At 71.5% G+C, this 22,268-nt stretch carries 19 protein-coding genes; 2 read left to right on the top strand and 17 right to left on the bottom strand.

Annotated elements, in window-relative coordinates; genetic code table 11:
• Positions 1 to 249: 249 nt before the first annotated feature.
• The 8 genes from ACQKIP_RS15335 to infC form a co-directional block, all read right to left on the bottom strand.
• A complete protein-coding gene (locus tag ACQKIP_RS15335; protein WP_365860119.1) occupies positions 250 to 1,287 on the bottom strand; it encodes a PP2C family protein-serine/threonine phosphatase in 1,038 nt (345 codons plus the stop codon).
• Positions 1,288 to 1,523: 236 nt separating this feature from the next.
• The gene (gene pheT, locus ACQKIP_RS15340) at positions 1,524 to 4,034 is read right to left on the bottom strand and encodes a phenylalanine--tRNA ligase subunit beta (protein WP_365860118.1); all 2,511 of its coding nucleotides are present in this window, start codon (positions 4,032 to 4,034) and stop codon (positions 1,524 to 1,526) included.
• Entirely contained in the window at positions 4,034 to 5,161 is a 1,128-nt protein-coding gene (gene pheS / locus ACQKIP_RS15345; protein ID WP_365860117.1) for a phenylalanine--tRNA ligase subunit alpha, read from the bottom strand. Before pheS ends, pheT begins: the two co-directional genes overlap by 1 nt.
• Positions 5,162 to 5,347: 186 nt before the next feature.
• Positions 5,348 to 6,490, bottom strand: coding sequence for a sensor histidine kinase (locus ACQKIP_RS15350; protein WP_365860116.1), 1,143 nt, complete (start codon positions 6,488 to 6,490; stop codon positions 5,348 to 5,350).
• A 55-nt stretch (positions 6,491 to 6,545) separates the two neighbouring features.
• Entirely contained in the window at positions 6,546 to 7,400 is an 855-nt protein-coding gene (locus tag ACQKIP_RS15355; RefSeq protein ID WP_365860115.1) for a TrmH family RNA methyltransferase, read from the bottom strand.
• 175 nt (positions 7,401 to 7,575) lie between these two features.
• Positions 7,576 to 7,959: a 50S ribosomal protein L20 gene (gene rplT / locus ACQKIP_RS15360; protein ID WP_016642495.1), complete on the bottom strand. Its 384-nt coding sequence runs from the start codon at positions 7,957 to 7,959 to the stop codon at positions 7,576 to 7,578.
• Positions 7,960 to 8,053: 94 nt separating this feature from the next.
• Entirely contained in the window at positions 8,054 to 8,248 is a 195-nt protein-coding gene (gene rpmI, locus ACQKIP_RS15365) for a 50S ribosomal protein L35 (protein ID WP_030560333.1), read from the bottom strand.
• Positions 8,249 to 8,368: 120 nt separating this feature from the next.
• Positions 8,369 to 9,025: a translation initiation factor IF-3 gene (infC, locus tag ACQKIP_RS15370; protein ID WP_361196945.1), complete on the bottom strand. Its 657-nt coding sequence runs from the start codon at positions 9,023 to 9,025 to the stop codon at positions 8,369 to 8,371.
• Between the two features lie 391 nt (positions 9,026 to 9,416).
• Between infC and ACQKIP_RS15375 the strand changes: the two genes are divergently transcribed.
• Complete coding sequence (locus ACQKIP_RS15375) at positions 9,417 to 9,803, top strand: DUF1844 domain-containing protein (protein WP_365860114.1); 387 nt, start codon at positions 9,417 to 9,419, stop codon at positions 9,801 to 9,803.
• A gap of 27 nt (positions 9,804 to 9,830) precedes the next feature.
• On the opposite strand, the gene ACQKIP_RS15380 is transcribed toward ACQKIP_RS15375, so the two are convergent.
• The 3 genes from ACQKIP_RS15380 to ACQKIP_RS15390 form a co-directional block, all read right to left on the bottom strand.
• Entirely contained in the window at positions 9,831 to 10,562 is a 732-nt protein-coding gene (locus ACQKIP_RS15380) for an SseB family protein (RefSeq protein WP_365860113.1), read from the bottom strand.
• An 84-nt stretch (positions 10,563 to 10,646) separates the two neighbouring features.
• Positions 10,647 to 11,816: a type VII secretion-associated serine protease mycosin gene (gene mycP / locus ACQKIP_RS15385; RefSeq protein WP_365860112.1), complete on the bottom strand. Its 1,170-nt coding sequence runs from the start codon at positions 11,814 to 11,816 to the stop codon at positions 10,647 to 10,649.
• Positions 11,813 to 12,793, bottom strand: coding sequence for a hypothetical protein (locus tag ACQKIP_RS15390; RefSeq protein WP_365860111.1), 981 nt, complete (start codon positions 12,791 to 12,793; stop codon positions 11,813 to 11,815). The genes mycP and ACQKIP_RS15390 overlap by 4 nt, the downstream gene beginning before the upstream one ends.
• Positions 12,794 to 13,624: 831 nt before the next feature.
• Between ACQKIP_RS15390 and ACQKIP_RS15395 the strand changes: the two genes are divergently transcribed.
• Positions 13,625 to 14,827, top strand: a complete 1,203-nt coding sequence (locus ACQKIP_RS15395; RefSeq protein WP_365860110.1) for an amino acid deaminase/aldolase — start codon at positions 13,625 to 13,627, stop codon at positions 14,825 to 14,827.
• A 7-nt stretch (positions 14,828 to 14,834) separates the two neighbouring features.
• Here ACQKIP_RS15395 and ACQKIP_RS15400 read toward each other — a convergent pair whose 3' ends face one another.
• From ACQKIP_RS15400 to ACQKIP_RS15425, 6 genes are all read right to left on the bottom strand, one after another.
• On the bottom strand, positions 14,835 to 15,845 hold the full coding sequence (locus tag ACQKIP_RS15400; protein WP_365860109.1) for a DUF2510 domain-containing protein: 1,011 nt from the start codon (positions 15,843 to 15,845) through the stop codon (positions 14,835 to 14,837).
• 28 nt (positions 15,846 to 15,873) lie between these two features.
• Positions 15,874 to 17,169, bottom strand: a complete 1,296-nt coding sequence (locus ACQKIP_RS15405; protein ID WP_427743174.1) for a haloacid dehalogenase-like hydrolase — start codon at positions 17,167 to 17,169, stop codon at positions 15,874 to 15,876.
• Between the two features lie 34 nt (positions 17,170 to 17,203).
• Positions 17,204 to 18,502, bottom strand: coding sequence for a haloacid dehalogenase-like hydrolase (locus ACQKIP_RS15410; RefSeq protein ID WP_365860107.1), 1,299 nt, complete (start codon positions 18,500 to 18,502; stop codon positions 17,204 to 17,206).
• A gap of 94 nt (positions 18,503 to 18,596) precedes the next feature.
• Positions 18,597 to 19,379: a 3-oxoacyl-ACP reductase gene (locus ACQKIP_RS15415; RefSeq protein WP_365860106.1), complete on the bottom strand. Its 783-nt coding sequence runs from the start codon at positions 19,377 to 19,379 to the stop codon at positions 18,597 to 18,599.
• A gap of 6 nt (positions 19,380 to 19,385) precedes the next feature.
• Positions 19,386 to 20,753 carry an aldehyde dehydrogenase family protein gene (locus ACQKIP_RS15420; RefSeq protein ID WP_365860105.1) on the bottom strand — a complete coding sequence of 456 codons (1,368 nt, stop codon included), beginning with the start codon at positions 20,751 to 20,753 and terminating at the stop codon, positions 19,386 to 19,388.
• A 7-nt stretch (positions 20,754 to 20,760) separates the two neighbouring features.
• Entirely contained in the window at positions 20,761 to 22,125 is a 1,365-nt protein-coding gene (locus tag ACQKIP_RS15425; RefSeq protein WP_365860104.1) for a glutamine synthetase family protein, read from the bottom strand.
• Between the last annotated feature and the right edge of the window lie 143 nt (positions 22,126 to 22,268).

Genomic DNA, 22,268 nt, shown 5'->3' on the forward strand with positions numbered 1-22,268 from the left:
GGGTGTGGCCAGCGTAGTAGAGGTGGCTTCACACGGGGTGTGAACGGAGTGCGCGAATCCGGGGGGTGTGCGCTCTGCCGTCGCCCCTCCCGTCACGCTTGACTGAGGTTCCTCACAAGGAGGCCGGCCGGGCCGCCGGCTCCCCCTCGAAAAGTACGGCGGTCCACACAGGCGCCGTCCGCCCGCCGTCTGCCCGACAGCTCCAGGGCGGGGACGGGCGGCGCAAGGCCGGCAAGAGCTGACGGTGCGTCACGTCATGGTGTTCTCCCGGCGCACCGTCTCCCCCTGCTGCGGGGGCACCCGGCAGCGGTCATTGCGCAGGACGAGCAGCGCGGCGTCGTCGGCGGGCAACCGCCCGGTGTGCCGCCTGAGCCGGTCGTACACCGAGCGGATCACGACCCCAGGCGCGAGAGGCGTGACCAGCGCCGCTTCGGTGAGCGCCGCCTGGAGCGGAAAGAACCGCCCGGCCGTGTCCCGCGCGTCCTCCATGCCGTCGGTGTGCAACGCGAGGGCCTCGCCCGGCAGGAGCCGGCCGAGCTGCGTCAGGGGCAGTTCGGCGGGGAGCGGGAAGGAGCCGAGCGGCGGCAGCGGCTCCCGTGCGCTGACCGGCGCGGCGCGCCCGCTCAGGCGGTACGGCCAGGGATGACCGCAGTTGAGCGCGGTCATCCCGCCGTCCGGGCCGATCTCCATCAGGAGTACGGTGACGAACTCCTCGGCCGGCGGACTGTCCGGGACCACGCCGCCGTACGCCGGATGCTGGGCCCGTGACCGCTCCCGCAGGTGCCGGTCCAGTGCGCGCTCCAACTTCCGCAGGACGTGCGGCAGTTCGGCCTCCTCGTGGGCCGCGTCGCGGAAGCTGCCGAGCACGGCGGCGGACGTGGCGAGGGCGGTCAGGCCGTGCCCGCGCACATCGCCCATGACGACGCGCACACCGTGCTCGGTGGCCGCCACCTCGTACAGATCACCGCCGACGGTGGCGCCGCGCGACGCGGAGAGCCGCCCGGCCGCCACCGTGAGGCCGTCGACGCGTGGCGGTATCGGCCGCAGCAGGGCGTTCTGCGCGGCGCCCGCGACCTCGCGCAGCTCACGCAACTCCCGCAGCAGCGTGGCCCGCACGTGCAGCACCAGACCGGAGCCGACCGCGAAGAAGACCGCGCTGGTGATGAGCCGCGCTTCGAGGCTGTCCTGCCGGGCGAGCGGGCAGGCGAATTTGTACGTGACGGCGGCCGCACCCCAGACCGTCGGAAGACCCAGCGAGACGACGCGCCGGAGCCGCGGCGCATCCATGGCCCCAGTCCTGATACCGATCATGCCGACGGCCCCCCTAAGGCCCGGTACAGCGTGCCGGCCGCGCAGAAAACGCCGATCACTGCCCCAGCGGCCGGGTTGATTCTGTCGACCGCCTGCCCCGCTCGGGCCGGAGAGAGCCACTCGCCACTCAAACGAGTGAAGGGCGCACCCGGTGACCCGGATACGCCCTTCTTTGCGCCTCTTGTGCGCCTGGTGACGGCTACTGGCGGTGACTAAGCTCCGCGCAGCACCGCGCCCGTCCGCTCCGTCGCCAGGGCGACGGCCGCGTCACGCGCGGCGGATGCCTCGTCGACGGTCAGCGTGCGGTCGGCCGCGCGGAAGCGCAGCGCGTAGGCGAGGGACTTCTTGTCCGCGCCGATCTGCTCGCCGGTGAAGACGTCGAACAGGCGGATGGACTCGAGGAGTTCACCCGCACCCTCGCGCAGCACCTTCTCGACGTCGGCGGCGGGAACGCCCCCGTCGACGACGAGCGCGACGTCCTGCGTGGCGACGGGGAAGGTGGAGATCTTCGGCCCCTGCGGGACTCCCGCGCTCGCCTCCTCCAGACGGTCCAGGTCGAGCTCCATCGCGCAGGTACGCGCGGGCAGACCGAGCGCCTTGACGACGCGCGGGTGCAGCTCGCCCGCATGCCCGATGACCTGCTCGGCCCCGTCGATCACGACGGCGAGCTCGGCGCACCGGCCCGGGTGCCAGGGGCCGTACTGGCCCTGGCGCACGAGCAGTTCGGTGCCCGACTCGGCGGCCAGGGTGCGCGCGGCCTGGACCGCGTCGGCCCACTGGGCCACAGCGCCCTTGCCCCACCAGCCGGCCTGCTCGCGGGAGCCCGCGAGGACGACGGCGACGTGCCGCGGCTGCACGGGAAGCGCCTCGGTCAGGGAGGCGATCTCCTCGGCCGTGGGCCGGCGGTCGACGGGAAGACGCACCGCGATCCGGGCTTCGTCACGCGGCTGGAAGACGAGCCCGGTCTCGAAGAGCGCCAGGTCGTGGCTGCCGCGGCCTTCGTTGCGGCGCAGCGCGCCGAGCAGGCCCGGCAGCAGCGTCGTACGAAGAGCGGGCTCCTCGTCGGAGAGCGGGTTGACCAGCTTGACGACCCTGCGCTTGGGGTCGCCGGGCTCCAGGCCCAGCTGGTCGAAGACCTGCTCGCCGATGAACGGGTAGTTCGGCGCCTCGACGAAGCCGCTGCCGGCCAGGGCGCGGCCGATGCGGCGGTGCAGGCGCTGCCGGTCGGTCAGGCCGCGGCCCGCGGGGGGCTTGGGCAGCGTCGACGGGAGGTTCTCGTACCCCTCGAGACGGATGACCTCTTCGGCGAGGTCGTTCGGCTCGGCGAGGTCGGGACGCCAGGACGGCACGGTGACGGTCAGGGCGTCCTGGCCGTAGACGTCGCAGCCGACCTCCTGGAGGCGGCGGACGACGGTCTCGCGGCCGTAGCTCACGCCGGCGACCTTGTCCGGGTGGTCGGCGGGCATGCTGATCGTGTGCGGCGCGGAGGGCGCGATGACCTCGGTGACCCCGGACTCGGCGGTACCGGCCGCGAGCAGGACGAGGAGATCCACCGTGCGCTGCGCCGCGGCGGACGCGGCCAGCGGGTCGACACCCCGCTCGAAGCGCTTGGCCGCCTCGGAAGGCAGCTTGTGGCGCCGGGCCGTACGGGCGATGGAGATCGCGTCGAAGTGCGCGGCCTCGATGACGACGTCGGTGGTGCCGGCGGCCTCTTCGTGGTCGGCGATCTCCGTGTTGGCGCCGCCCATGACGCCCGCGAGGCCGATCGGGCCGCGGTCGTCGGTGATGACCAGGTCCTCGGCGTCCAGGACGCGCTTGGTGCCGTCGAGCGTCGTGAACTTCTCGCCCTGCTCGGCACGGCGCACGCCGATCGTCCCCTGGATCCGGGAGCGGTCGTAGGCGTGCAGGGGCTGGCCGAGCTCCAGCATCACGTAGTTCGTGACGTCGACGGCGAGCGAGATCGGGCGCATGCCCGCCTTCTGCAGGCGGCGCTGGAGCCAGATCGGCGAGCGGGCCTCGGGCTTCAGGCCCGTGACCGTGCGCGCGGTGAAGCGGTCGCAGCCCATCGGGTCGGCGATCTTGACCGGGTAGCCGAGGGAGTTCGGCGCGGGCACGTCCAGGAGCGCCGGGTCGCGCAGCGGCAGGCCGTAGGCGATGGCGGCCTCGCGGGCGACACCGCGCATCGAGAGCGCGTAACCGCGGTCGGGCGTGACGGCGATGTCCAGGACCTCGTCGACCAGCTCGAGCAGCTTGATCGCATCGGTGCCGGCCTCGTGCTCGGGGGGCAGAACGATGATGCCGCCGCTGCCGTCGTCGCCCATGCCCAGCTCGTCGCCGGAGCAGATCATGCCGTGCGACGTCTTGCCGTACGTCTTGCGCGCGGCGATCTTGAAGTCGCCGGGCAGGACGGCGCCGGGCAGCACGACGACGACCTTGTCGCCGACCGCGAAGTTCCGTGCGCCGCAGACGATCTCCTGCGGCTCGCCGGTGCCGTTGGCCTGGCCGACGTCGACCGTGCAGAAGCGGATGGGCTTCTTGAAGCCCTCCAGTTCCTCGATGGTGAGGACCTTGCCGACGACGAGCGGGCCGGTGAGGCCGGCGCCCGTCTGCTCGACGGTCTCGACCTCGAGGCCGACCTCGATCAGCTTGGCCTGTACGTCACGGCCGGTCTCGGAGGCGGGGAGATCGACGTACTCCCGCAGCCAGGAAAGCGGGACCCGCATCAGATCTCCATCCCGAAGGGCCGGGTGAACCGGATGTCACCCTCGACCATGTCTCGCATGTCTTCGACGTTGTGGCGGAACATCAGCATCCGTTCGATGCCGAACCCGAAGGCGAATCCGCTGTACTTCTGGGGGTCGACGCCGCAGGCGGTGAGCACCTTCGGGTTGACCATGCCGCAGCCGCCCAGCTCGATCCAGCCCTCGCTGCCGCAGGTGCGGCAGGGGCGGTCGGGGTTGCCCACGGACTCGCCACGGCAGACGTAGCAGACCATGTCCATCTCGGCGGACGGCTCGGTGAACGGGAAGTAGTTCGGGCGCAGGCGCGTCTTCATGTCGGCGCCGAAGAGCGACTGGACCATGTGGTCGAGGGTGCCCTTGAGGTCGGCCATGGTCAGGCCCTCGTCCACGGCGAGCAGCTCGATCTGGTGGAAGACCGGGGTGTGCGTGGCGTCCAGCTCGTCCGTGCGGTACACGCGGCCGGGGCAGACGATGTAGACGGGCGGCTCGCGGTCGAGCATCGCGCGGGCCTGCACCGGGGAGGTGTGGGTGCGCAGCACGACACCGGACTCGTCGCCGTCCGTGCCCTTGGGCCCCTGGACGAAGAACGTGTCCTGCATCTGCCGGGCCGGGTGGTCCGGGGTGAAGTTCAGGGCGTCGAAGTTGAACCACTCCGCCTCGACCTCGGGGCCTTCCGCGATCTCGTAGCCCATGGCGACGAAGACGTCCGCGACACGCTCCATGAACGTGGTCAGCGGGTGCCGGGCACCGGCCGGGACCCGGTCGTACGGCAGCGTGACGTCCACTGCCTCCTCGACGAGCACCCGGGCGTCACGCTCGGCCTCGAGCTCGCTCTGGCGGGCGGCGAGCGCCTTGCTCACGGCGCCGCGCGCCATGCCGACGCGCTTGCCCGCCTCGGCCTTGGCCTGCGGGGGCAGCGCGCCGATCTCGCGGTTGGCGAGGGCCAGCGGCGAGGTGCCGCCGGTGTGCGCGACCTTGGCCTCCTGGAGCTGTTCGAGGTCGCCCGCGGCGGCGAAGGCGGCGAGCGCCTCGTCCCGCATGCGCTCGATCTCTTCAGGTTTCAGTGCCTCGACCTCAACAGGGTCGTACGACTTGTTCGGTGCCGACATCTCTTCCCGTGCTTCCGGTTGGCTGGTGATGGTCCCCGTCTACGACTCGGAGACGAATCGTCCACATAGGGGGACGCAAACGTGCCAAGGATCGAGTCTAACGGGGGTGGCGCAGGTGAATGAGCCCGCGGGCCGCGCCCGGGCGGATCAGGAGTGATCAGAGCTGATCGGAGAGGACCAGGAAGATCAGAGGAGATACGCCGGAGTGCCCACGGGCAACGTAAATCGGAACTGGGCGCCGCCACCGGGCGCGCGGCCGACGACGATCGTCCCGCCGTGCGCTTCCACGATGCCCTTCACGATGTACAAGCCGAGTCCCGTCCCGCCGCGCTTGCTGCCCCGCCAGAAGCGGGTGAAGACACGGCCCATCGATTCCTCCGGAATGCCGGCTCCCTCGTCGCTCACGGTCACTGCCGTCTCGGCCCCGCCGCGCTCGCGCGGGGACGCCGAGGGCGCCACGTCAATGGTGACGGTTCCTTCGCCGTGCCGCACGGCATTTTCCAGCAGGTTGCTGAGCACCTGGTCGATCTTGTCGGGGTCGGCCCAGAGGTCGGGCATCGGCTGCTGCACCCGCACCAGAAAGCGGTCGGCGTCCTGGCCGGAGGCGACATGGGCCTGGATGTGGCGGTGGACGGCGGCACCGATGTCGACGGGCTGACGGCGCAGTTCGAGCCGTCCGGAATCGATGCGGGAGATGTCGAGGAGCTCGGCGATGAGCCGCGTGACGCGGTCGGCGTCGGCGTCCACCGTCTCCAGCATCAGCTTCTTCTGGTCGTCGGTGAACCGCTCCCACTTGGCAAGGAGCGTCGCCGTGAAGCCCTTCACGGAGGTCAGGGGCGAGCGGAGCTCGTGGGCGACGGTGGCGATCAGCTCCGCGTGGCTGCGCTCGGTGCGGCGGCGGGCCTCGGTGTCGCGGATCGAGACGACGACGCGGCGGACGGGCCCGGTGGGCACGGTGCGCACATAGCGCGCGGAGACGAGGACCTCGCGCCCGCCGGGGAGCAGCAGATTGCGCTCGGGCTGGGCGAAGCGGGTGGCCAGGCCGCCGTACGGGTCGGTGAGGCGCCACCAGCGGCGCCCTTCGAGGTCTTCTAAGGGGAGCGCGTGCTCCAGCGGGGTGCCGATGGCTTCGGCGGCGGGGACCGCGGTGATGCGCTCGGCCGCGGCGTTGAAGCAGATCACGTACCCGGTCTCGTCGGCGACGACGAGACCGTCGGGCAGGTCGTCCGGGTCGAGGCCGAGTCCGCCGAGGTCACCGAGGGCGCCGTGGTCCGCGCGAGTGGACGGGACGCCCCGTACTCCCGGTGATCTGCTCGTGCCGATGCTCATTCCCCGTACCCCACCTCTCGGACCGGCGCAGGAGGCCTCCGAGCCCGTCACACTACTAGCTGGGCGTGACGGAACGGCACCCTCCAGCCGCACGCTGTGCACGGGCGGACGCATAGAGGCACACGGCCGCGGCCGTAGCGAGGTTGAGGCTTTCGGCTCTGCCGTGGATCGGAACACGCACCACCGCGTCGGCGAGTGCGCGGGTCTCCTCCGGGAGCCCCCAGGCCTCGTTGCCGAAGACCCAGGCCGAGGGGGTGCCCATGGTGCCCTTGTCCAGCTCGTCGTCGAGGTCGTCCTCGCCCGATCCGTCGGCGGCCAGGATGCGTACGCCGGCGTCCTTGAGCCCCTGTACGGCCCGCTCGACGGGTACGCCGACGGCGACGGGCAGATGGAACAGCGAGCCGACCGACGCGCGCACGCACTTGGGGTTGTAGAGGTCCACGGAGGCGTCCGTCAGGACGACGGCGTCGGCCCCCGCCGCGTCGGCGCACCGCAGCACGGTCCCTGCGTTGCCGGGGTCGCGGACGTGCGCCAGGACGGCGACCAGCTTGGGCTTCGCGGCGAGGATGCCGTCGAAGGGGGTGTCGAGGAACCGGCAGACGCCGACGAGCCCCTGCGGCGTCACGGTCGTCGAGATGTCGGCGATGACGTCCTCGTCGGCCAGATGCACCCGGGCACCGGCGGCCCTGGCCTCGCCGACGATGTCCGCGTAGCGCTCGGCGGCCTCGACGGTGGCGAACAGCTCGACGAGCGTGTCCCCCGTGCCGACGTACGCGGCGGCCTCCCGCACGGCCTGCGGCCCCTCGGCGAGAAACAGCCGCTCCTTCCCCCGGAAGTTCCGCTTGGCAAGCCGCCGCGCGGCACTGACACGGGACGACTTGGGGGAGATCAGCTCAGGGGCGGCAACCATCAATACTCACCTTGGGTGCAGCGCCCCTGAAAGGGGCGCGGGGAACTGCGCGACCAGCCACAAAAGGCCCGCGGACGGCAGAAGACAGCAGAGGGCAGACGAGAGCCCGAACAGAATCGGACCCGCAAGCCGAAGGGCTTACGGGTCCGAACATCACGCTGGGCCGGCGCAGGCGTCAGGCCGCCTTGGGGGCGTTGACGTCAGAGGGCAGAGCCTTCTGCGCAACCTCGACGAGCGCGGCGAACGCGTTCGCGTCGTTGACGGCGAGCTCAGCGAGGATCTTGCGGTCCACCTCGATGTTGGCGGCCTTCAGACCCTGGATGAAGCGGTTGTAGGTGATGCCGTTGGCGCGGGCAGCGGCGTTGATGCGCTGGATCCACAGCTGACGGAAGTCGCCCTTGCGCTTCTTGCGGTCGTTGTAGTTGTAGACCAGGGAGTGGGTGACCTGCTCCTTGGCCTTGCGGTACAGGCGCGACCGCTGACCGCGGTAACCACTGGCCTGCTCGAGGATCGCCCGACGCTTCTTGTGCGCGTTGACTGCGCGCTTGACGCGTGCCACTTGTTAACTCCTTGTAGCGGGGCCGTGGTTGGACTCACACGACCCGGTATCGATTGGGTCCCGGTCAGAGTTCAGGCGCGGTGCGCGCCCGGACTCACTTGCCGAGAAGCTTCTTGATCTTCTTGGCGTCGCCCGGGGCCATCTCGGCGTTGCCGGTGAGGCGACGCGTCAGACGGGACGACTTGTGCTCGAGCAGGTGGCGCTTGCCGGCGCGCTCACGGAGCACCTTGCCGGAGCCGGTGATCTTGAAGCGCTTGCTGGCACCGCTGTGCGTCTTGTTCTTCGGCATAGCGCCGTTCTCTCCTCGTCATTGGCACTCCCTGCCGTCTCCGGTTCCTGCGAACCGTGGGCAGGGAGCGTCAGATCTATCGGTTGGCATCCCGGGCGCGCGTGGGAGGCGCGTCCTGGATCAGGCCTCTGCAGGCTCCTCGGCGGGCGCATCGACCGGGGCGGCGGCCTCGGCGGGCGCCTCCTCGGCGGATTCGTCCCCGCGACCCTGCCGCTCGGCCTTACGGGCGGCCTGGGCCTCGCGGGCCTCGGCCATGGCTTCGGTCTTCTTCTTGTGCGGACCGAGGACCATGATCATGTTTCGGCCGTCCTGCTTCGGGTTCGACTCGATGAACCCAAGCTCTTCGACGTCGTTCGCGAGGCGCTGCAGCAGTCGGTAGCCGAGCTCCGGCCGGGACTGCTCGCGACCACGGAACATGATCGTGATCTTGACCTTGTCGCCCTGCTTGAGGAACCGGACGACGTGACCCTTCTTGGTGTCATAGTCGTGCGGGTCGATCTTCGGCCGGAGCTTCATCTCCTTGATGACCGTGTGCGCCTGGTTCTTGCGCGCCTCACGGGCCTTCATGGCCGACTCGTACTTGAACTTCCCGTAGTCCATGAGCTTGCACACGGGCGGACGGGCGGTCGCCGCCACCTCGACCAGGTCGAGGTCGTACTCCTGTGCGAGCTCCAGGGCCTTGGCAAGCGGAACAATCCCGACCTGCTCGCCGCTGGGACCGACAAGTCGCACCTCGGGAACGCGAATCCGGTCGTTGATGCGGGGCTCGGCGCTGATGGATCCTCCTCGGTAGCACCACGCGGCGGTCTGGCGGACAGCCGCGTTACGTCTGTTATAGAGACCAACCGAGCGGGCGCATAAAAAATGCCCCTACCGATCACAGGTAGGGGCTCCATTACTACCGGAGCACCTCCGCGGTGATCGCGGGGCGCATACTCGGGCCTGCCGTAGTCTCGGGGACTGCGGCCGCCTGACCGGTGACCCGCCGCTCGGAGAGCGACTAGGTGGGAAGCGGAGCCTCCACTTGTGGGCCGGGTTCCTGCGTTGGCACGCGGGTATCCGGCCGGTCGTTACACAAGGTTAGCAGCTCCGCGGGGGTGCGGCTAACCGGCGTGCTCACGGACTCCCCCGGCGCACGCCGTACGGGCCTCCGCTTATCGTGTGGGACATGAGCGACGCGACCCCCGCCCCCGAGTCCGGTATCAACCCGGACTCCGATTCCCCCGACTTCGACACCCTGACCCGCGACATCGCGGACGTCCCCGCGGTCGAGGTGATCACCACGGTCGCCGTCCACCTGATGAGCGCCGCGGCCGTGAACCTGGGCCTCGCCGAGGGCGGCGAGGGCCACAAGGACCTGGACGAGGCCCGCAAGCTGATCCACTCCCTGGCCGGCCTGATGGACGCCAGCGCCACGGAGATCTCCTCGTTCCACGCGGCCCCGCTGCGCGACGGCCTGAAGTCGTTGCAGCTGGCCTTCCGCGAGGCGTCCGACGTGCCGGACGAGCCGGGTCAGGGCCCTGGCGAGAAGTACACGGGCCCGGTCTTCGGCTGAGGCTCCGACGCGAGGGCGTACGCGGATTCAGGGACGTACGTAGAAGGGCTCGCCCGGTGGCGTCGCCCCGGCCGGCAGCAGTGCCAGGTCGAGGCCGCTCACCAGGCGGGCCCTCAGTGTTTCGTCGGCCGCGATGAGCCCGGCGACGCGCCGGGCGGCTTCGGCGGGGTCCGCCGCGGGGTCGACGACGAGCGCGAGGGTGCCGTCGGCGCTGCCCGCGCCGAGGTAGGCGCGCAGGACGGCCGGGTCGGCGGCGACGGCGGTGCGCACGGCGGCCGTGACGGCCGGGTCGGCGAGCGGGTCCCTGGTGCGGCGGCCTTCGGAGAGGGCGATCAGGGCGGGCCGGTTGATCTCGTACGGAACGGGTCCCGCGAGGTCGAGCACGATCGTGTCGGCCTGCTCGTGCGCCGCGGCCTGGAGCGCCTGGTGCAGCGGGACGGCGACGGGCCGGGCCTGCGGGTCCCACAGGGCCAGGGCCTCGGTCGAGGTGAACGCGGGCAGTGCCTTGCGGTCGCCCGCCTTGAGGGTGGGCACCGCCATGTCGCTGGACTTCTCGCGGCGCAGCCCGTTCTCGTCCTCCTCGACCTCGCCCAGTACGGCGACCACGGGGACGAGCAGCCGGGCGCCGGTCAGCGCCTCCAGGACGGGGCCGTGGGCCGTGCGGTCCGCGGCCCACGCGGTCAGGGCCGCGGTGAGCCGGGGGTCGGCCGACCCGTCGTCGTCGGAGAAGCCGGGGTCCGGGATGTTCTTGTTCGCCACGGTCCCGACCCTATCGACCGGGGGCACGCCTCCGTCGGGCGCGGTCGGGTCCCTACAGGCCCGGGTACCTACAGGGCCGGGTCCCTAGAGGAAGGTGCCGGGGCGGGCTCCCCTGCGGCCGCGCCAGAGGTAGACGGCCGCCGCCAGGAGCGCCACGCCCAGGCCGCCCGCCACCGGGCCCACCCAGCCCGCGGGTCCGCCGTCGCCCCGGTCCGTGTCCGGGCCCCGGCCGAAGTACTTCTTGCCGTACGCCGCGGAGCTCAGCCCCTCCGGCTTCTTCTTGCCGCCCGCGGCGATCGCGGCCGCCGGGTCGATGAAGCCGAAGCCGTACGAGTCGTCGCGGCCGCCGCCGGGGACGTCACGCGCGGTGTCCTCCAGGAGCTGCTTGATCTGGGCCGGAGTCAGGCCGGGGTGGGCGGCGCGGATCAGGGCGACGGCGCCGGAGACGAACGCCGACGCGGCGCTGGTGCCCCAGCCCTCGTAGTAATCGCGGTCGGGATCGGCGATGACGATCTTCTTGCCGGGGGCGCTGACGGTGGCGTACCAGCGGCGGGTGGAGAAGGAGGCGCGGTCGCCGTCCTGGTCGACGGCGGTGGCCGCGATGACCCCGGGGTAGGCCGCCGGATACGAGATGTGGTCGCCGCGCTCGCCGCCGTTGCCCGCCGACGCGACGACGACGGCGCCCTTCTTCAGGGCGTACTGGACGGCGGCGTCCTCGGCGGGTTCGGGGTGGGCGGACTTGGAGTCGTCGCCCAGGGAGAGGTTGATGACGTCGGCGTCGTGGTCGGCGGCCCAGCGGATGCCGTCGGCCAGCGCGTTGCCGCGGGTGTTGCGGGCCTTGGAGCGGTCCGGGTCGCCGTCCTCCAGGATCACGCGGATCGGCAGGATCTTCGCCTCCGGCGCGATGCCGATGACGCCGTCGGCGTTGCCCGCGCCGTGTCCGTGGCCCGCGATGATGCCGGCCATGGCGGTGCCGTGCCGGGCCCAGGGGCGGTCGCCCTTCTTCGCCCCGAAGCCGACCATGTCCTTGCCTTCGAGGACGCTGCCGGTCAGGTCGGGATGGTCACGGTCTATGCCGGTGTCCAGGACGGCGACGGTGATGCCCTTGCCCTTGGTGGTCTGCCAGGCCCGGCTGGTGTGCATGGCGTCCAGGGCCCACTGCTGGGCTCGTATGCCGTCGTCGGCCCGGGCGGCGGTGGGCAGCAGGGCGATCGCCGCGGCGAGGGCGGCGACCGCCGTTCTGCGGATGCTCATGAGGACTTCTCCGTCGCCGCGATGGTCTTGCGCAGCCGCCGCTCGACGCGGTCGGCGATGCCTTGTGCCTCGTGGCCCAGGCCCGCCTGGGCGGGGGCCGAGGTGGCGGATGTCTCCATGGCCTCTTCGGCGGGCTCGGGTTCGGTGACCGTACGGCCGTCGGCGAAGCCCGAGACGGAGAAGGCGACGACGGGGGCGTCCGGGAGCACGGAGACCGTCCAGGAGGCACGCTGGGCGTCGCCGAAGTCCGCGGCCGGAGTGCCCTTGGCCGCGTACGGCCGTGGCATCAGGTCGGGGCGCCGGTCCAGGCCCTCCTCGGTGAAGCGGTTGCGCAGGGAGTGCATCGCGTCGGCGTCGGCCTTGGTGAACAGCAGGCCCACGGTGGTGACATGGCTGTGGGTCGCGTCCGCGTACGTGGCGCGCAGCAGCCGGAGGCAGCCCGCGGAGGCAAGCGCCTTGCGCAGCAGCGGGTCGAAGGCGTTCTTGCAGGTGCTGTCGGGGGCGACGGCGACGCGGGTCCAGGTGCGGTCGGCTCCGCCGGGGCCCGCGCCCTCTCCCTCGAGGGTGGCGGGGAAAAGCTGGTCGACGGGCACGCTGTGCCAGAGCTCGCCCGCCACGGCGTACGTGTTGCGCGTGACGCCCGTCCCTTCGTCGCCGCCGGTCAGCCAACTCCCGGTGGCCGCGCCCCCGATGAGGCCGAGGCCGAGCACCACGCAGGCGGCGGCAGCGGTCACGCGGGGCTGCGCCCAGGTGCGGACGGGACGCAGCCGCGTGGTGCTGTCGTCGTACAGCGCGGGCCGGGCGAACTTCACGAAGGGCCGCCCCGCACCGGGTCCCGGCGTCAGGTCGACGGCACCGACCGCGCGCCGGGCGGCGGTCGTGCGGCGTGACGGGACGGGTATCGGCTCGGGCGGGTGTGCGGGGGCGGGGCCGGCATCGGGCCGGGCCGCGGTTATGCCCGCTGTCACCGGAGGCATCGGAGGGCGGATCGGATAGTCCGCGGGGCACTGCTCGTCCTCCGCGTCCGGGGCAACGGGGCGCGGCGGGTCGGCAGGGCGCGGCGGATCGGCAGGGCGCGGAGGGTCGGCGGGACGCGGCGGAGGCAGGACGGGATCCGGGGCGGGGTCGGCGATCCGCGTGCGCGCGGACGGCGGCGGGGCATCGGGAAAACGCGCCGACGCGGGCGGCGGAGGCGGCGACGGTTCCTCCGCGTCACCGACAGCTTCGTCCGGGCCGCCGATGCCAGGTGCGGCGCCCGCAACGTCCCCGGAGCCAGTGGTTCCTGCGGCACCCGCGACGCTCGCGGAGCCTGCCGATTCCTGGGTGCCTGCCGAGCCGGTGGCATCCGCGCCACCGATAGTGCCCGGGGCGCCCGCTGTACCCATGTCCCCCGCGTTGCCCGTGGCATCCGCCTCGTCCCGAGGAGCCGGAAGCCTCGGCATGCGGACCCGGTCGAAGGGGGCCAGGAGGTCTCCGAGGAGGGAGTCGCGATCGTCTTCGGCGGGGGCGGGAGCAGGCTCCGGCCGGTCGGCGTCCCCGGAGGTCGGCGGGCGCCTGTCCGGGAAGCGTGCGGAGGCTGCGGGAGGGGCCAGGGACTCGGGCGGGCCCGGCGGTGGAGGCGGAGTCGTGGGGCGTGGCGGAACGGGTGGCCGTCGCGCTTCCGTGCTCATGCACCCCCCGTTTCCTCGCGCTTCTGCGCGTAACTCTAAAGGCAGATTCCGGCCCCGGGGGAACCAGTGCGCGGCCTCGGGCGATCTGCCCGGATCATCCCCCTACCCTCGGGTAATCCCGTCTGGCAGGCTTCGGCCATGACCTCCCGTGCAGCAGACCGGGCCCGCTACGACCGGGCCACAGCACACCTCGACGCCCCCCTCGCGATCGTCGATCTGGAGGCATTCGACGCCAATGCCGACGACCTCGTGCGGCGGGCCGCGGGCAAGCCGATCCGGGTCGCGAGCAAGTCCGTGCGCTGCCGGGCGCTGCTCGAACGCGTCCTGGCCCGCGACGGCTTCGCGGGGATCATGTCCTTCACGCTGGCCGAGTCCCTGTGGCTCGCGCGCTCGGGGTTCGAGGACGTCCTGCTCGCCTATCCCTCGGCCGACCGCGCCGCCTTCGCCGAGCTGACCGGCGACCCGAAGCTCGCGTCATCGGTGACCGTGATGATCGACGACCCGGCGCAGCTTCGGCTCGTCGACGAGGCCAGGGACGGCGGCCGCGAAGAGGTGCGGGTCTGTCTGGAGTTGGACACCGCCTTCAAGATCCTCGGGGGCAGGGTGCGGATCGGGGCGCTGCGTTCGCCCCTGCACTCCCCCGCCCAAGTCGCCGCGCTCGCCCGCGCCGTGGCCCGGCGGCCGGGTTTCCGGCTCGTGGGCGTGATGGCGTACGAGGGTCATGTGGCGGGCGTCGGTGACGCGGTGGCGGGGCGTCCCGCGCGCTCGCGGGCGATCCGGCTGATGCAGGCCGCGGCGCGCAAGGAGCTGGCCGCGCGCAGGGCCGAGACCATCCGCGCGGTGCGGGCGGTCGCGCCGGACCTGGAGTTCGTCAACGGCGGGGGCACGGGCAGCGTGCAGCACACCGCGGCCGAGCGCGCCGTGACGGAGATCGCCGCCGGGTCGGGTCTGTACGTGCCGCGCCTCTTCGACAACTACACGTCGTTCAGCGGGCGTCCGGCCGCGCTGTTCGCCCAGCCCGTCGTACGCCGCCCCGGCGTGGGCACGGTGACCGTGCTCGGCGGCGGCTACCCCGCATCGGGTGCCGCGGGCCCCGACCGCTCCCCGGTGCCGTACCTCCCCGAGGGGCTGCGCTACGACGCGCAGGAGGGTGCGGGCGAGGTGCAGACCCCGCTGCTCGGTTCGCCCGCCGACGATCTGCTGATCGGCGACAAGGTGTGGTTCCGGCACGCCAAGGCCGGTGAGCTGTGCGAGCGGTTCGACGCGCTCCACCTCGTCGAGGGCGACCGCGTGACGGCCACCGTCCCGACGTACCGGGGAGAGGGCCACACGTTCCTCTGAGGGGCGCTCAGGGCGTCGCGCCCACGCTGCTGCCCACGCCGCCGCCCGTCTCGCTGTCCCCGACGGCGCGGATCCCCTTGGTGATCTTCTCCATGTCGGAGAGCGGCGGCGCCCCGTCGGCGGCGTCGATGGCGAAGCGGATGATGACCGGAGACTCGGACCCGACGCTGGAGGGGAAGGCGAGGGACTGGACGTATCCGCCCTCGCCCTTCTCCGTGTGGACGCGCCAGCGCACGTAGTAGCCCGAGCGGCCCGCGACGGCCACGGACCCCTGCGCGACCGTCTCGTGGCGTTTGATGCCGCCGAAGGGCTGCTGGCCGACCCGGTCCTCTTCGTACGCCCGGTCCGCCGCGTCCTTGATGTCGCCCTTGGCGAGGGCCTCGGCCGAGCGTTCGTCGGTCGCCGTCGACGTACGGGAGTACACCGTGCCGTGGCGGCAGAGGCTGCCCTCGCCGGGACAGTCGTAGACGTCCGGGGTACGCACGGTCGGGTCGCCGCCGACCGTGCTGTCGGCCTTCTCCCAGCCGTCGGGGACGGGGATCGTGATGCCGTTGAGCTGGTCGACGAGAGTGGAAGGGTCGGGGTCGGGCGCCGATGTGGTGGGCGTCGGCGAGGTCGGCGTGGGAGAGTCCTCCGGCTCCGCGGTGGTCGGCGCGACCGGGCCGCTCTGCGGGTCCCCGTCGTCCTTGCCCAGGAGCACCACGCCGGTGACGATCGAGGCGACCAGGACGACCCCGGCGGTGGTCAGCGCCACCACCTTGGCCCGCCCACCGCCTCCGGAGTCCCCCGGCAGCGGCTGCACCCGGGTCTGCGCCAGAGGCTGTGCCATGGGCTGTGCCTGCGGCGGACCGAACCCCGGCTGCGCCTGGCCCTGCTGTGCCTGGCCCTGCTGTGCCTGGCCCGGCTGCGGGGCTTCGGGCGCACGCCGGTGCTCGGTCCACGCGGACCCGTCCCACCAGCGCTGGAGATGCGGTGCGGACGGGTCCGTGTACCAGCCGGGAGGCGGCGACATGCTCATCCCGGCACTCTAGGACGTGCCGTGAAGATCAGAACACAGTGTCTGCCTGATCCAGCACCACCGAACCGTCCTCGCGCAGGACCGGGCCCTTGCTGCCGTCGGGTTCGTTGTTCGCGGACGTCGAGCACGGGTAGAGGTCGGGCTTCTGCTTCAAGGGCTCGATGAACATGGGGTTCACGACCCAGCGGCCGTCCGCGTCGTCGTAGGCGCGGCACATGATCTCGTTCTTGTTGCGGTTCAGGACGAGGTGCGCGCCCGTGGCGTCGCCGACGAACGTCACGTCCGTGTCGGCGTCTCCGCCGCCGAGAGCGATGCGGCGGGACTCGTCCTGCTTGTCCCAGGCCGACTTGCCCTTGACGCCGAAGATCTCCTGGTTGATCCAGCAGCGCTTGCCGTCGATGTACGGGATGGCCTCGCCCTTGTTGACGGGGACGTCGCCGCAGCCCTGGTTCCAGGTGGTGATCCGCCCCTTGCGGTCGAGGACCGAGCGGATGGCGATGGTGTGCTTGCGGTCGACGCCGACGCCCTTCGACCAGACTTCGGTCACCGGCTCCGAGCCCGCCGAGACGATGTAGACGTCGAACCCGGCCTTCTTGAGCGTGCGGATCAGGTCGCGCTGCTGCTCGTAGTAGCGGGCGTAGCCGGGGATCTCGTGCGTGCCCACCTTCTGGGTCGCACCGACGGGGGCCGCAAGGACCTGCTTGCGGGCCTTCGCCGCGTACGACTCCAGTTCGGGCACGGTGTGCCCGGCGAAGAGCTGGGGCACCCAGGCGTACTGCGGGACGGTGTGCCGGTGGTCCCACTCGCCCTCGAAGGCGGCGGCGCCGCTCATCGTCTTGCCGTCCTCGCGCACCTCGAAGATCTCGTCGGCGCAGGCCGTGTTCTTCGAGGTCGGCAGCGGCTTGCCGACGGGCACCTTCGTGCCGCAGGCCTTGGTGAGCGCCTTGTCGGCCGCGTCCGTCATCCACTTGCTGGTCGACTTCCAGCTCGCGGGGCGCAGGATCTTGTCGTGGTGCAGGGACCAGGCGATCGTCGCGTCGGTGATGTCGTTCTTGACGACCGTGTTGTCCCAGTCGAAGGCGGCGACGGGACGCTTCTGGTCGTGCCCCCGGTGGGAGCCGCAGCGTCCGCGCTCGTCGATCATCTGCTGGAGCTTGGCCCGGTTGTCTCCGTACCAGGTCAGCTTCTTGGACAGCTGCGGGCAGTGGGCCTTCGCAGCGGTGGGGTTCGCGGGCGTGGCGGCGGCCGCGGGGAGCGACGCCGCCGCGGCCGCCAGAGCGGCGGCCGAGGCCAGCGTCAACGCCAAGGCATGTCTGTTACGCATGCGCATGGACCGTACATCAATCACGTCGGCCCGGTCAGGGTCCGTGCACCGTGTCCGTCTGTTCGGGGATGACGGATCCGTCGGCGCGGCGCACCGGGCCCTGCTTGCCGTCCCGTTCGGTGTAGCCGGTGGTGGCGCACGGGTACGGCTTCGCGAGCTTGCCCTTGGGCTCGATGAACATGGGGTTCACCAGCCAGCGCCGGTCGCCGTTGTCGTAGGCGCGGCACATGATCTCGTTCTTGTTGCGGTTCAGGACGAGGCGCAGGGCCGTGGCGTCGCGCAGGAAGGAGATGTCGGTGTCGGAGTCGCCCGCCGCGAACACCTGGCGCCTGGCCGCCGGTTGCACCTTCTCGGCTGCCGCGCCCCGGACGCCGTAGATCTCCTGGTTGATCCAGCAGCGCTTGCCGTCGATGTACGTGATCATCGAGTCGGCGCCGTCCCTGACGGTGCCGCAGCCCTTCAGGTGCGCGGTCAGCTTGCCGCGGGCGGTGGTGTTGCGGATGCCGATGGTGTGCCGGGCGTCGACACCGGCGCTCTTCGCCCAGACCTCCGCGACCGGTTCGGGCGACGCGGAGACCACGTAGACGTCGAAGCCGGCCTTCTGGAGGGTGCGGATCAGGTCGCGCTGCTGGTCGTAGTAGCGGACCCAGCCGGTGAACGTGCCGGTGCCGACGCGCTGTTCGGTGCCGACGGGCGCGGCGAGGTTCTCCTTGCGGGCCGCGGCGGCGAAGTCCTTGACCTGGCGGGTTGACCAGCCGCGGGTGAGCTGGGCGAGCCAGGCGTACTGGGGTTCCATGCGGCGGTGGTCGTAGCCGGCGAAGGCCGGGTCGCCGCCGGTGGTGGTGCCCTCTCCGTAGACGGAGGCGATCTGGTCGGCGCAGTCCGTGTCGCGGCGGGTGGGGAGGGTGGCGCCGGTGGCGGGGCAGGCCTTGGCGAGGGCCTCGGCCGCGGGGTCGGTGAGATAGCGGCTGGTGCTGTGCCAGTCGCCGTCGTGCGGCGTACGTATCTTGCTGTTGCGCAGGAGCCAGTACATCGTGGCGTCGCCGACGTCATTCTTGATGACGGTGTTGTCCCAGTCGAAGACGGCGACGGGCTTGGCGCCGCGCTTGCTCTTGTCCCTGCCTTCGCCGCAGCGGCCGTACGTGTCGATCATTTTCTGGAGCCCGGCCTTGTTGTCGCCGTACCAGCCCTTGGTGACGGTGAGCGTGGGGCAGTCCTTCGGCTGGGACCGCACCGGCTGGGTGGCTTCCGCGGTGGCCTGGACGGTGACGAGACCGGCTCCGGCGACGGCGATCACTGCTGCTGCCGCGACGGCGCGGCGCTTGAAGTTCACGAACACACTCCCGTGTTTACGCAGGTCAGCCGGGCGTCGTGCGACGCCCGGCTGACGGGGTGGTTGCCGGAGGATGAACTACAGGGCGGACGGACTACACGGGCGTGACGTACGCGCCCGAGATGCCGCCGTCGACCAGGAAGTCCGTGGCGTTCACGAACGAGGAGTCGTCGGAGGCGAGGAACGCCACGGCGGCGGCGAGCTCGTCGGCCTCGGCGAAGCGCCCCACGGGGATGTGGATCAGGCGGCGGGCGGCCCGCTCGGGGTCCTTGGCGAAGAGCTCCTGGAGGAGCGGGGTGTTGACCGGGCCCGGGCACAGGGCGTTCACCCGGATGCCCTCGCGGGCGAACTGCACGCCCAGCTCGCGGGACATGGCGAGGACGCCGCCCTTGGAAGCCGTGTACGAGATCTGGGACGTCGCCGCGCCCATCTTCGCCACGAACGACGCGGTGTTGATGATGGAGCCCCTGCCCTGGCGCCGCATGTAGGGAATGGCGGCCTTGCAGCAGAGGTAGACGGAGGTGAGGTTGACCTCCTGGACGCGCTTCCAGGCCTCGAGGCCCGTGTCCAGGATGGAGTCGTCGTCCGGCGGCGAGATGCCCGCGTTGTTGAAGGCGACGTCGACCGAGCCATAGGTGTCGTACGCGGCCTTGAAGAGCGCTTCGACCTGCTCGGCGTCGGTCACGTCGACCTTGACGAAGAGTCCGCCCACCTCGTCGGCGGCGGCCTTGCCCGCGCTCTCGTCGATGTCGCCGCAGACGACGTGCGCGCCCTCGGAGGCGAGGCGGCGCGCGGTGGCGAGGCCGATGCCGCTGCCCGCGCCGGTGATGACTGCGGTGCGGCCGACCAGGCGGCGGCAGATGCTTGCTTCGGTCATGGGTGCTCAGGCCTCCGGGCTTTCCGTGCTGATGAAGACGTTCTTGGTTTCCGTGAAGGCGGCGAGCGCGTCCGGGCCGAGCTCACGGCCCAGGCCGGACTGCTTGTAACCCCCGAACGGGGTCCAATAGCGCACGCTGGAGTGCGAGTTGACGGACAGGTTCCCGGCCTGGACGGCGCCCGAGACCCGCAGCGCACGGCCCACGTCCCGGGTCCAGATCGACCCGGACAGGCCGTATTCGGTCGCGTTGGCGAGGCGGATCGCGTCGGCCTCGTCGTCGAAGGGCAGGACCACGGCTACGGGTCCGAAGACCTCCTGAGTCGCCACCGGAGAGCCGGCACCGGCGTCGGCTTCGGTCAGCAGCGTCGGCGGGAACCAGAAGCCGGGGCCTTCGGGGGCCGTGCCCCGGATTCCGGCGCCGGAGGGCACGTACGAGCGCACGCGCTCCAGCTGGGACCTGGAGATCAGCGGGCCCATCTGGGTCTTCTCGTCGGACGGGTCGCCGACGACGACCGACTCGATCGCGGGCCGCACGATGTCCAGGAAGCGGTCGTAGACCGAGCGCTGGACCAGGATGCGGGTGCGGGCGCAGCAGTCCTGGCCCGAGTTGTCGAGGTACGACATGGGGGCGGCGAGGGCGGCTGCCTCCACGTCCGCGTCGGCGAAGACGATGTTCGGGCTCTTGCCGCCGAGTTCGAGCGTCAGGCGCTTCACGCGGTCGGCGCACTTGGTCATGATCTGCTTGCCGACGGGGGTGGAGCCGGTGAACACGATCTTGGCGACGCCGGGGTGCTCGACCAGGGCGTTGCCCGCGACGTCGCCCGCGCCGGGCAGGACCTGGAAGAGGTCCTCGGGGAGGCCCGCCTCCAGGGCGAGTTCGGCCAGGCGCAGTGTGGTGAGCGGGGTCGTCTCGGCGGGCTTGAGGATGACCGCGTTGCCCGCCGCGAGCGCCGGGGCGGTGCCCCAGGCGGCGATGGGCATCGGGAAGTTCCAGGGGGCGATGACGCCGACGACCCCGAGGGGTTCGAGGATCGTGACGTTCAGGCCGCCGGGTACGGGGATCTGGCGGCCGCTGAGCCGCTCCACTCCCCCGGCCGCGAAGTCCAGGAGATCGCGGACGTTGCCGGCCTCCCAGCGTGCGTTGCCGATGACGTGACCGGCTTCGCGGACCTCCAACTGGGCCAGCTCTTCGATGTGTTCGTCCACCACTGCCGCGAAGCGGCGCAGCAGGCGCGCCCGGTCGGCGGGGGCCGCGGCGGCCCACTTCGCCTGTGCTTGCGCCGCGCGTACGACGGCGGCGTCGACGTCCTGCGGGGTGGCGGCGGGGACGGTCGCGACGACTTGTTCGGTCGCCGGATTCAGTACCTCGAGCAAGGGTGCCTCACATGCGTTCGAAGGAGCGGCGGAGCTCCCAGTCGGTCACCGCGGAGTCGAAGGCGTCCAGCTCGACCCGGGCCATGTTGCTGTAGTGCGCGACGACCTCGTCGCCGAAGGCCGCCTTGGCGATGGCGCTGTTCTCCCAGAGCTCGGCGGCCTCGCGCAGGGTGGTGGGGACATGGGCGTACTCACCGGTGTAGGCGTTGCCCGTGCACTCCTCGGGCAGTTCGAGCTTCTGCTCTATGCCGTGCAGACCGGCGGCCACGAGTCCGGCGACCGCGAGGTGCGGGTTCACGTCGCCGCCCGGCAGGCGGTTCTCGAAGCGCATCGAGCGGCCGTGACCGACGACGCGCAGGGCGCAGGTGCGGTTGTCGTAACCCCAGGCGGCGGCGGTCGGCGCGAACGAGCCGGGCCTGAACCGCTTGTACGAGTTGATGTTGGGCGCGTACAGCAGCGAGAACTCCCGCAGGGCCGCGAGCTGCCCGGCCAGGAAGTGCCGCATGACGGCGGACATGCCGCCGGGTCCGTCACCGGCCATGGCGTTGGTGCCGTCCGCGTCGGCGAGCGAGAGGTGGATGTGACAGGAGTTGCCCTCGGCCTCGTTGTACTTGGCCATGAAGGTCAGCGAGACACCTTCCTGGGACGCGATCTCCTTGGCGCCGGTCTTGTAGATGGCGTGCTGGTCGCAGGTGACCAGGGCGTCGTCGTAGCGGAAGACGATCTCGTGCTGGCCAGGATTGCACTCGCCCTTGGCCGACTCGACGACGAGCCCGGCGGCCGCCATCTCGTTGCGGATACGGCGCAGGAGCGGCTCGATGCGTCCGGTGCCGAGCACGGAGTAGTCGATGTTGTACTGGTTGGCCGGGGTCAGGGCCTTGTAGCCCGCGTCCCAGGCCTGTTCGTAGGTGTCCTTGAAGACGATGAACTCGAGCTCCGTGCCGACGTTGGCGGTGTAGCCGAGCTCGGCGAGCCGGTCGAGCTGGCGGCGCAGGATCTGGCGGGGCGCGGCCACGACGGGCGAGGAGTCGTTCCAGGCGAGGTCCGCGACGAGCATCGCGGTGCCTTCGTTCCAGGGGACGCGGCGCAGGGTGCTGAGGTCCGGGTGCATGGCGAAGTCGCCGTAGCCGCGGTCCCATGAGGACATGGCGTAGCCCTCGACGGTGTTCATCTCCGCGTCGACCGCCAGGAGGTAGTTGCAGCCCTCCGTGCCGTGCTCCAGGACGTCGTCGAGGAAGAAGCGGGCGGCGAACCGCTTGCCCTGGAGCCGCCCTTGCATATCGGGGAAGGCCAGGACGACAGTGTCGATCTCGCCGCTCGCGACGAGAGCACGCAGCTCCTCGATCCCGAGCGGGGGTGTGCGGTCTGCCACGGGAAAGTCCTCCTTGGGTCAGCCGAGAGCCATAAGGTATTGCCGAGAACCTTTGATTGGGAAGGGGGTACGGCCAGATGTCGCACACGGATGCCGACGAGACGGCTTCTGCCGCCGATGACCGGCTGACGCCCGTACTGCGT

This window comes from Streptomyces sp. NPDC059900 (assembly GCF_050270335.1).
Classification (GTDB): domain Bacteria; phylum Actinomycetota; class Actinomycetes; order Streptomycetales; family Streptomycetaceae; genus Streptomyces.

Excerpts from the sequence above, each read along its gene's own strand:
- ACQKIP_RS15400 (WP_365860109.1), bottom strand. The coding sequence starts at position 15,845 with ATGAGCATGTCGCCGCCTCCCGGCTGGTACACGGACCCGTCCGCACCG.
- ACQKIP_RS15415 (WP_365860106.1), bottom strand. The coding sequence starts at position 19,379 with ATGACCGAAGCAAGCATCTGCCGCCGCCTGGTCGGCCGCACCGCAGTC.
- pheS (WP_365860117.1), bottom strand. The coding sequence starts at position 5,161 with ATGTCGGCACCGAACAAGTCGTACGACCCTGTTGAGGTCGAGGCACTG.
- ACQKIP_RS15355 (WP_365860115.1), bottom strand. The coding sequence starts at position 7,400 with ATGGTTGCCGCCCCTGAGCTGATCTCCCCCAAGTCGTCCCGTGTCAGT.
- mycP (WP_365860112.1), bottom strand. The coding sequence starts at position 11,816 with ATGAGCATCCGCAGAACGGCGGTCGCCGCCCTCGCCGCGGCGATCGCC.
- ACQKIP_RS15335 (WP_365860119.1), bottom strand. The coding sequence starts at position 1,287 with ATGGATGCGCCGCGGCTCCGGCGCGTCGTCTCGCTGGGTCTTCCGACG.
- ACQKIP_RS15350 (WP_365860116.1), bottom strand. The coding sequence starts at position 6,490 with ATGAGCATCGGCACGAGCAGATCACCGGGAGTACGGGGCGTCCCGTCC.
- ACQKIP_RS15390 (WP_365860111.1), bottom strand. The coding sequence starts at position 12,793 with ATGCCTCCGGTGACAGCGGGCATAACCGCGGCCCGGCCCGATGCCGGC.
- ACQKIP_RS15395 (WP_365860110.1), top strand. The coding sequence starts at position 13,625 with ATGACCTCCCGTGCAGCAGACCGGGCCCGCTACGACCGGGCCACAGCA.
- ACQKIP_RS15405 (WP_427743174.1), bottom strand. The coding sequence starts at position 17,169 with ATGCGTAACAGACATGCCTTGGCGTTGACGCTGGCCTCGGCCGCCGCT.
- ACQKIP_RS15375 (WP_365860114.1), top strand. The coding sequence starts at position 9,417 with ATGAGCGACGCGACCCCCGCCCCCGAGTCCGGTATCAACCCGGACTCC.
- rpmI (WP_030560333.1), bottom strand. The coding sequence starts at position 8,248 with ATGCCGAAGAACAAGACGCACAGCGGTGCCAGCAAGCGCTTCAAGATC.
- pheT (WP_365860118.1), bottom strand. The coding sequence starts at position 4,034 with ATGCGGGTCCCGCTTTCCTGGCTGCGGGAGTACGTCGATCTCCCCGCC.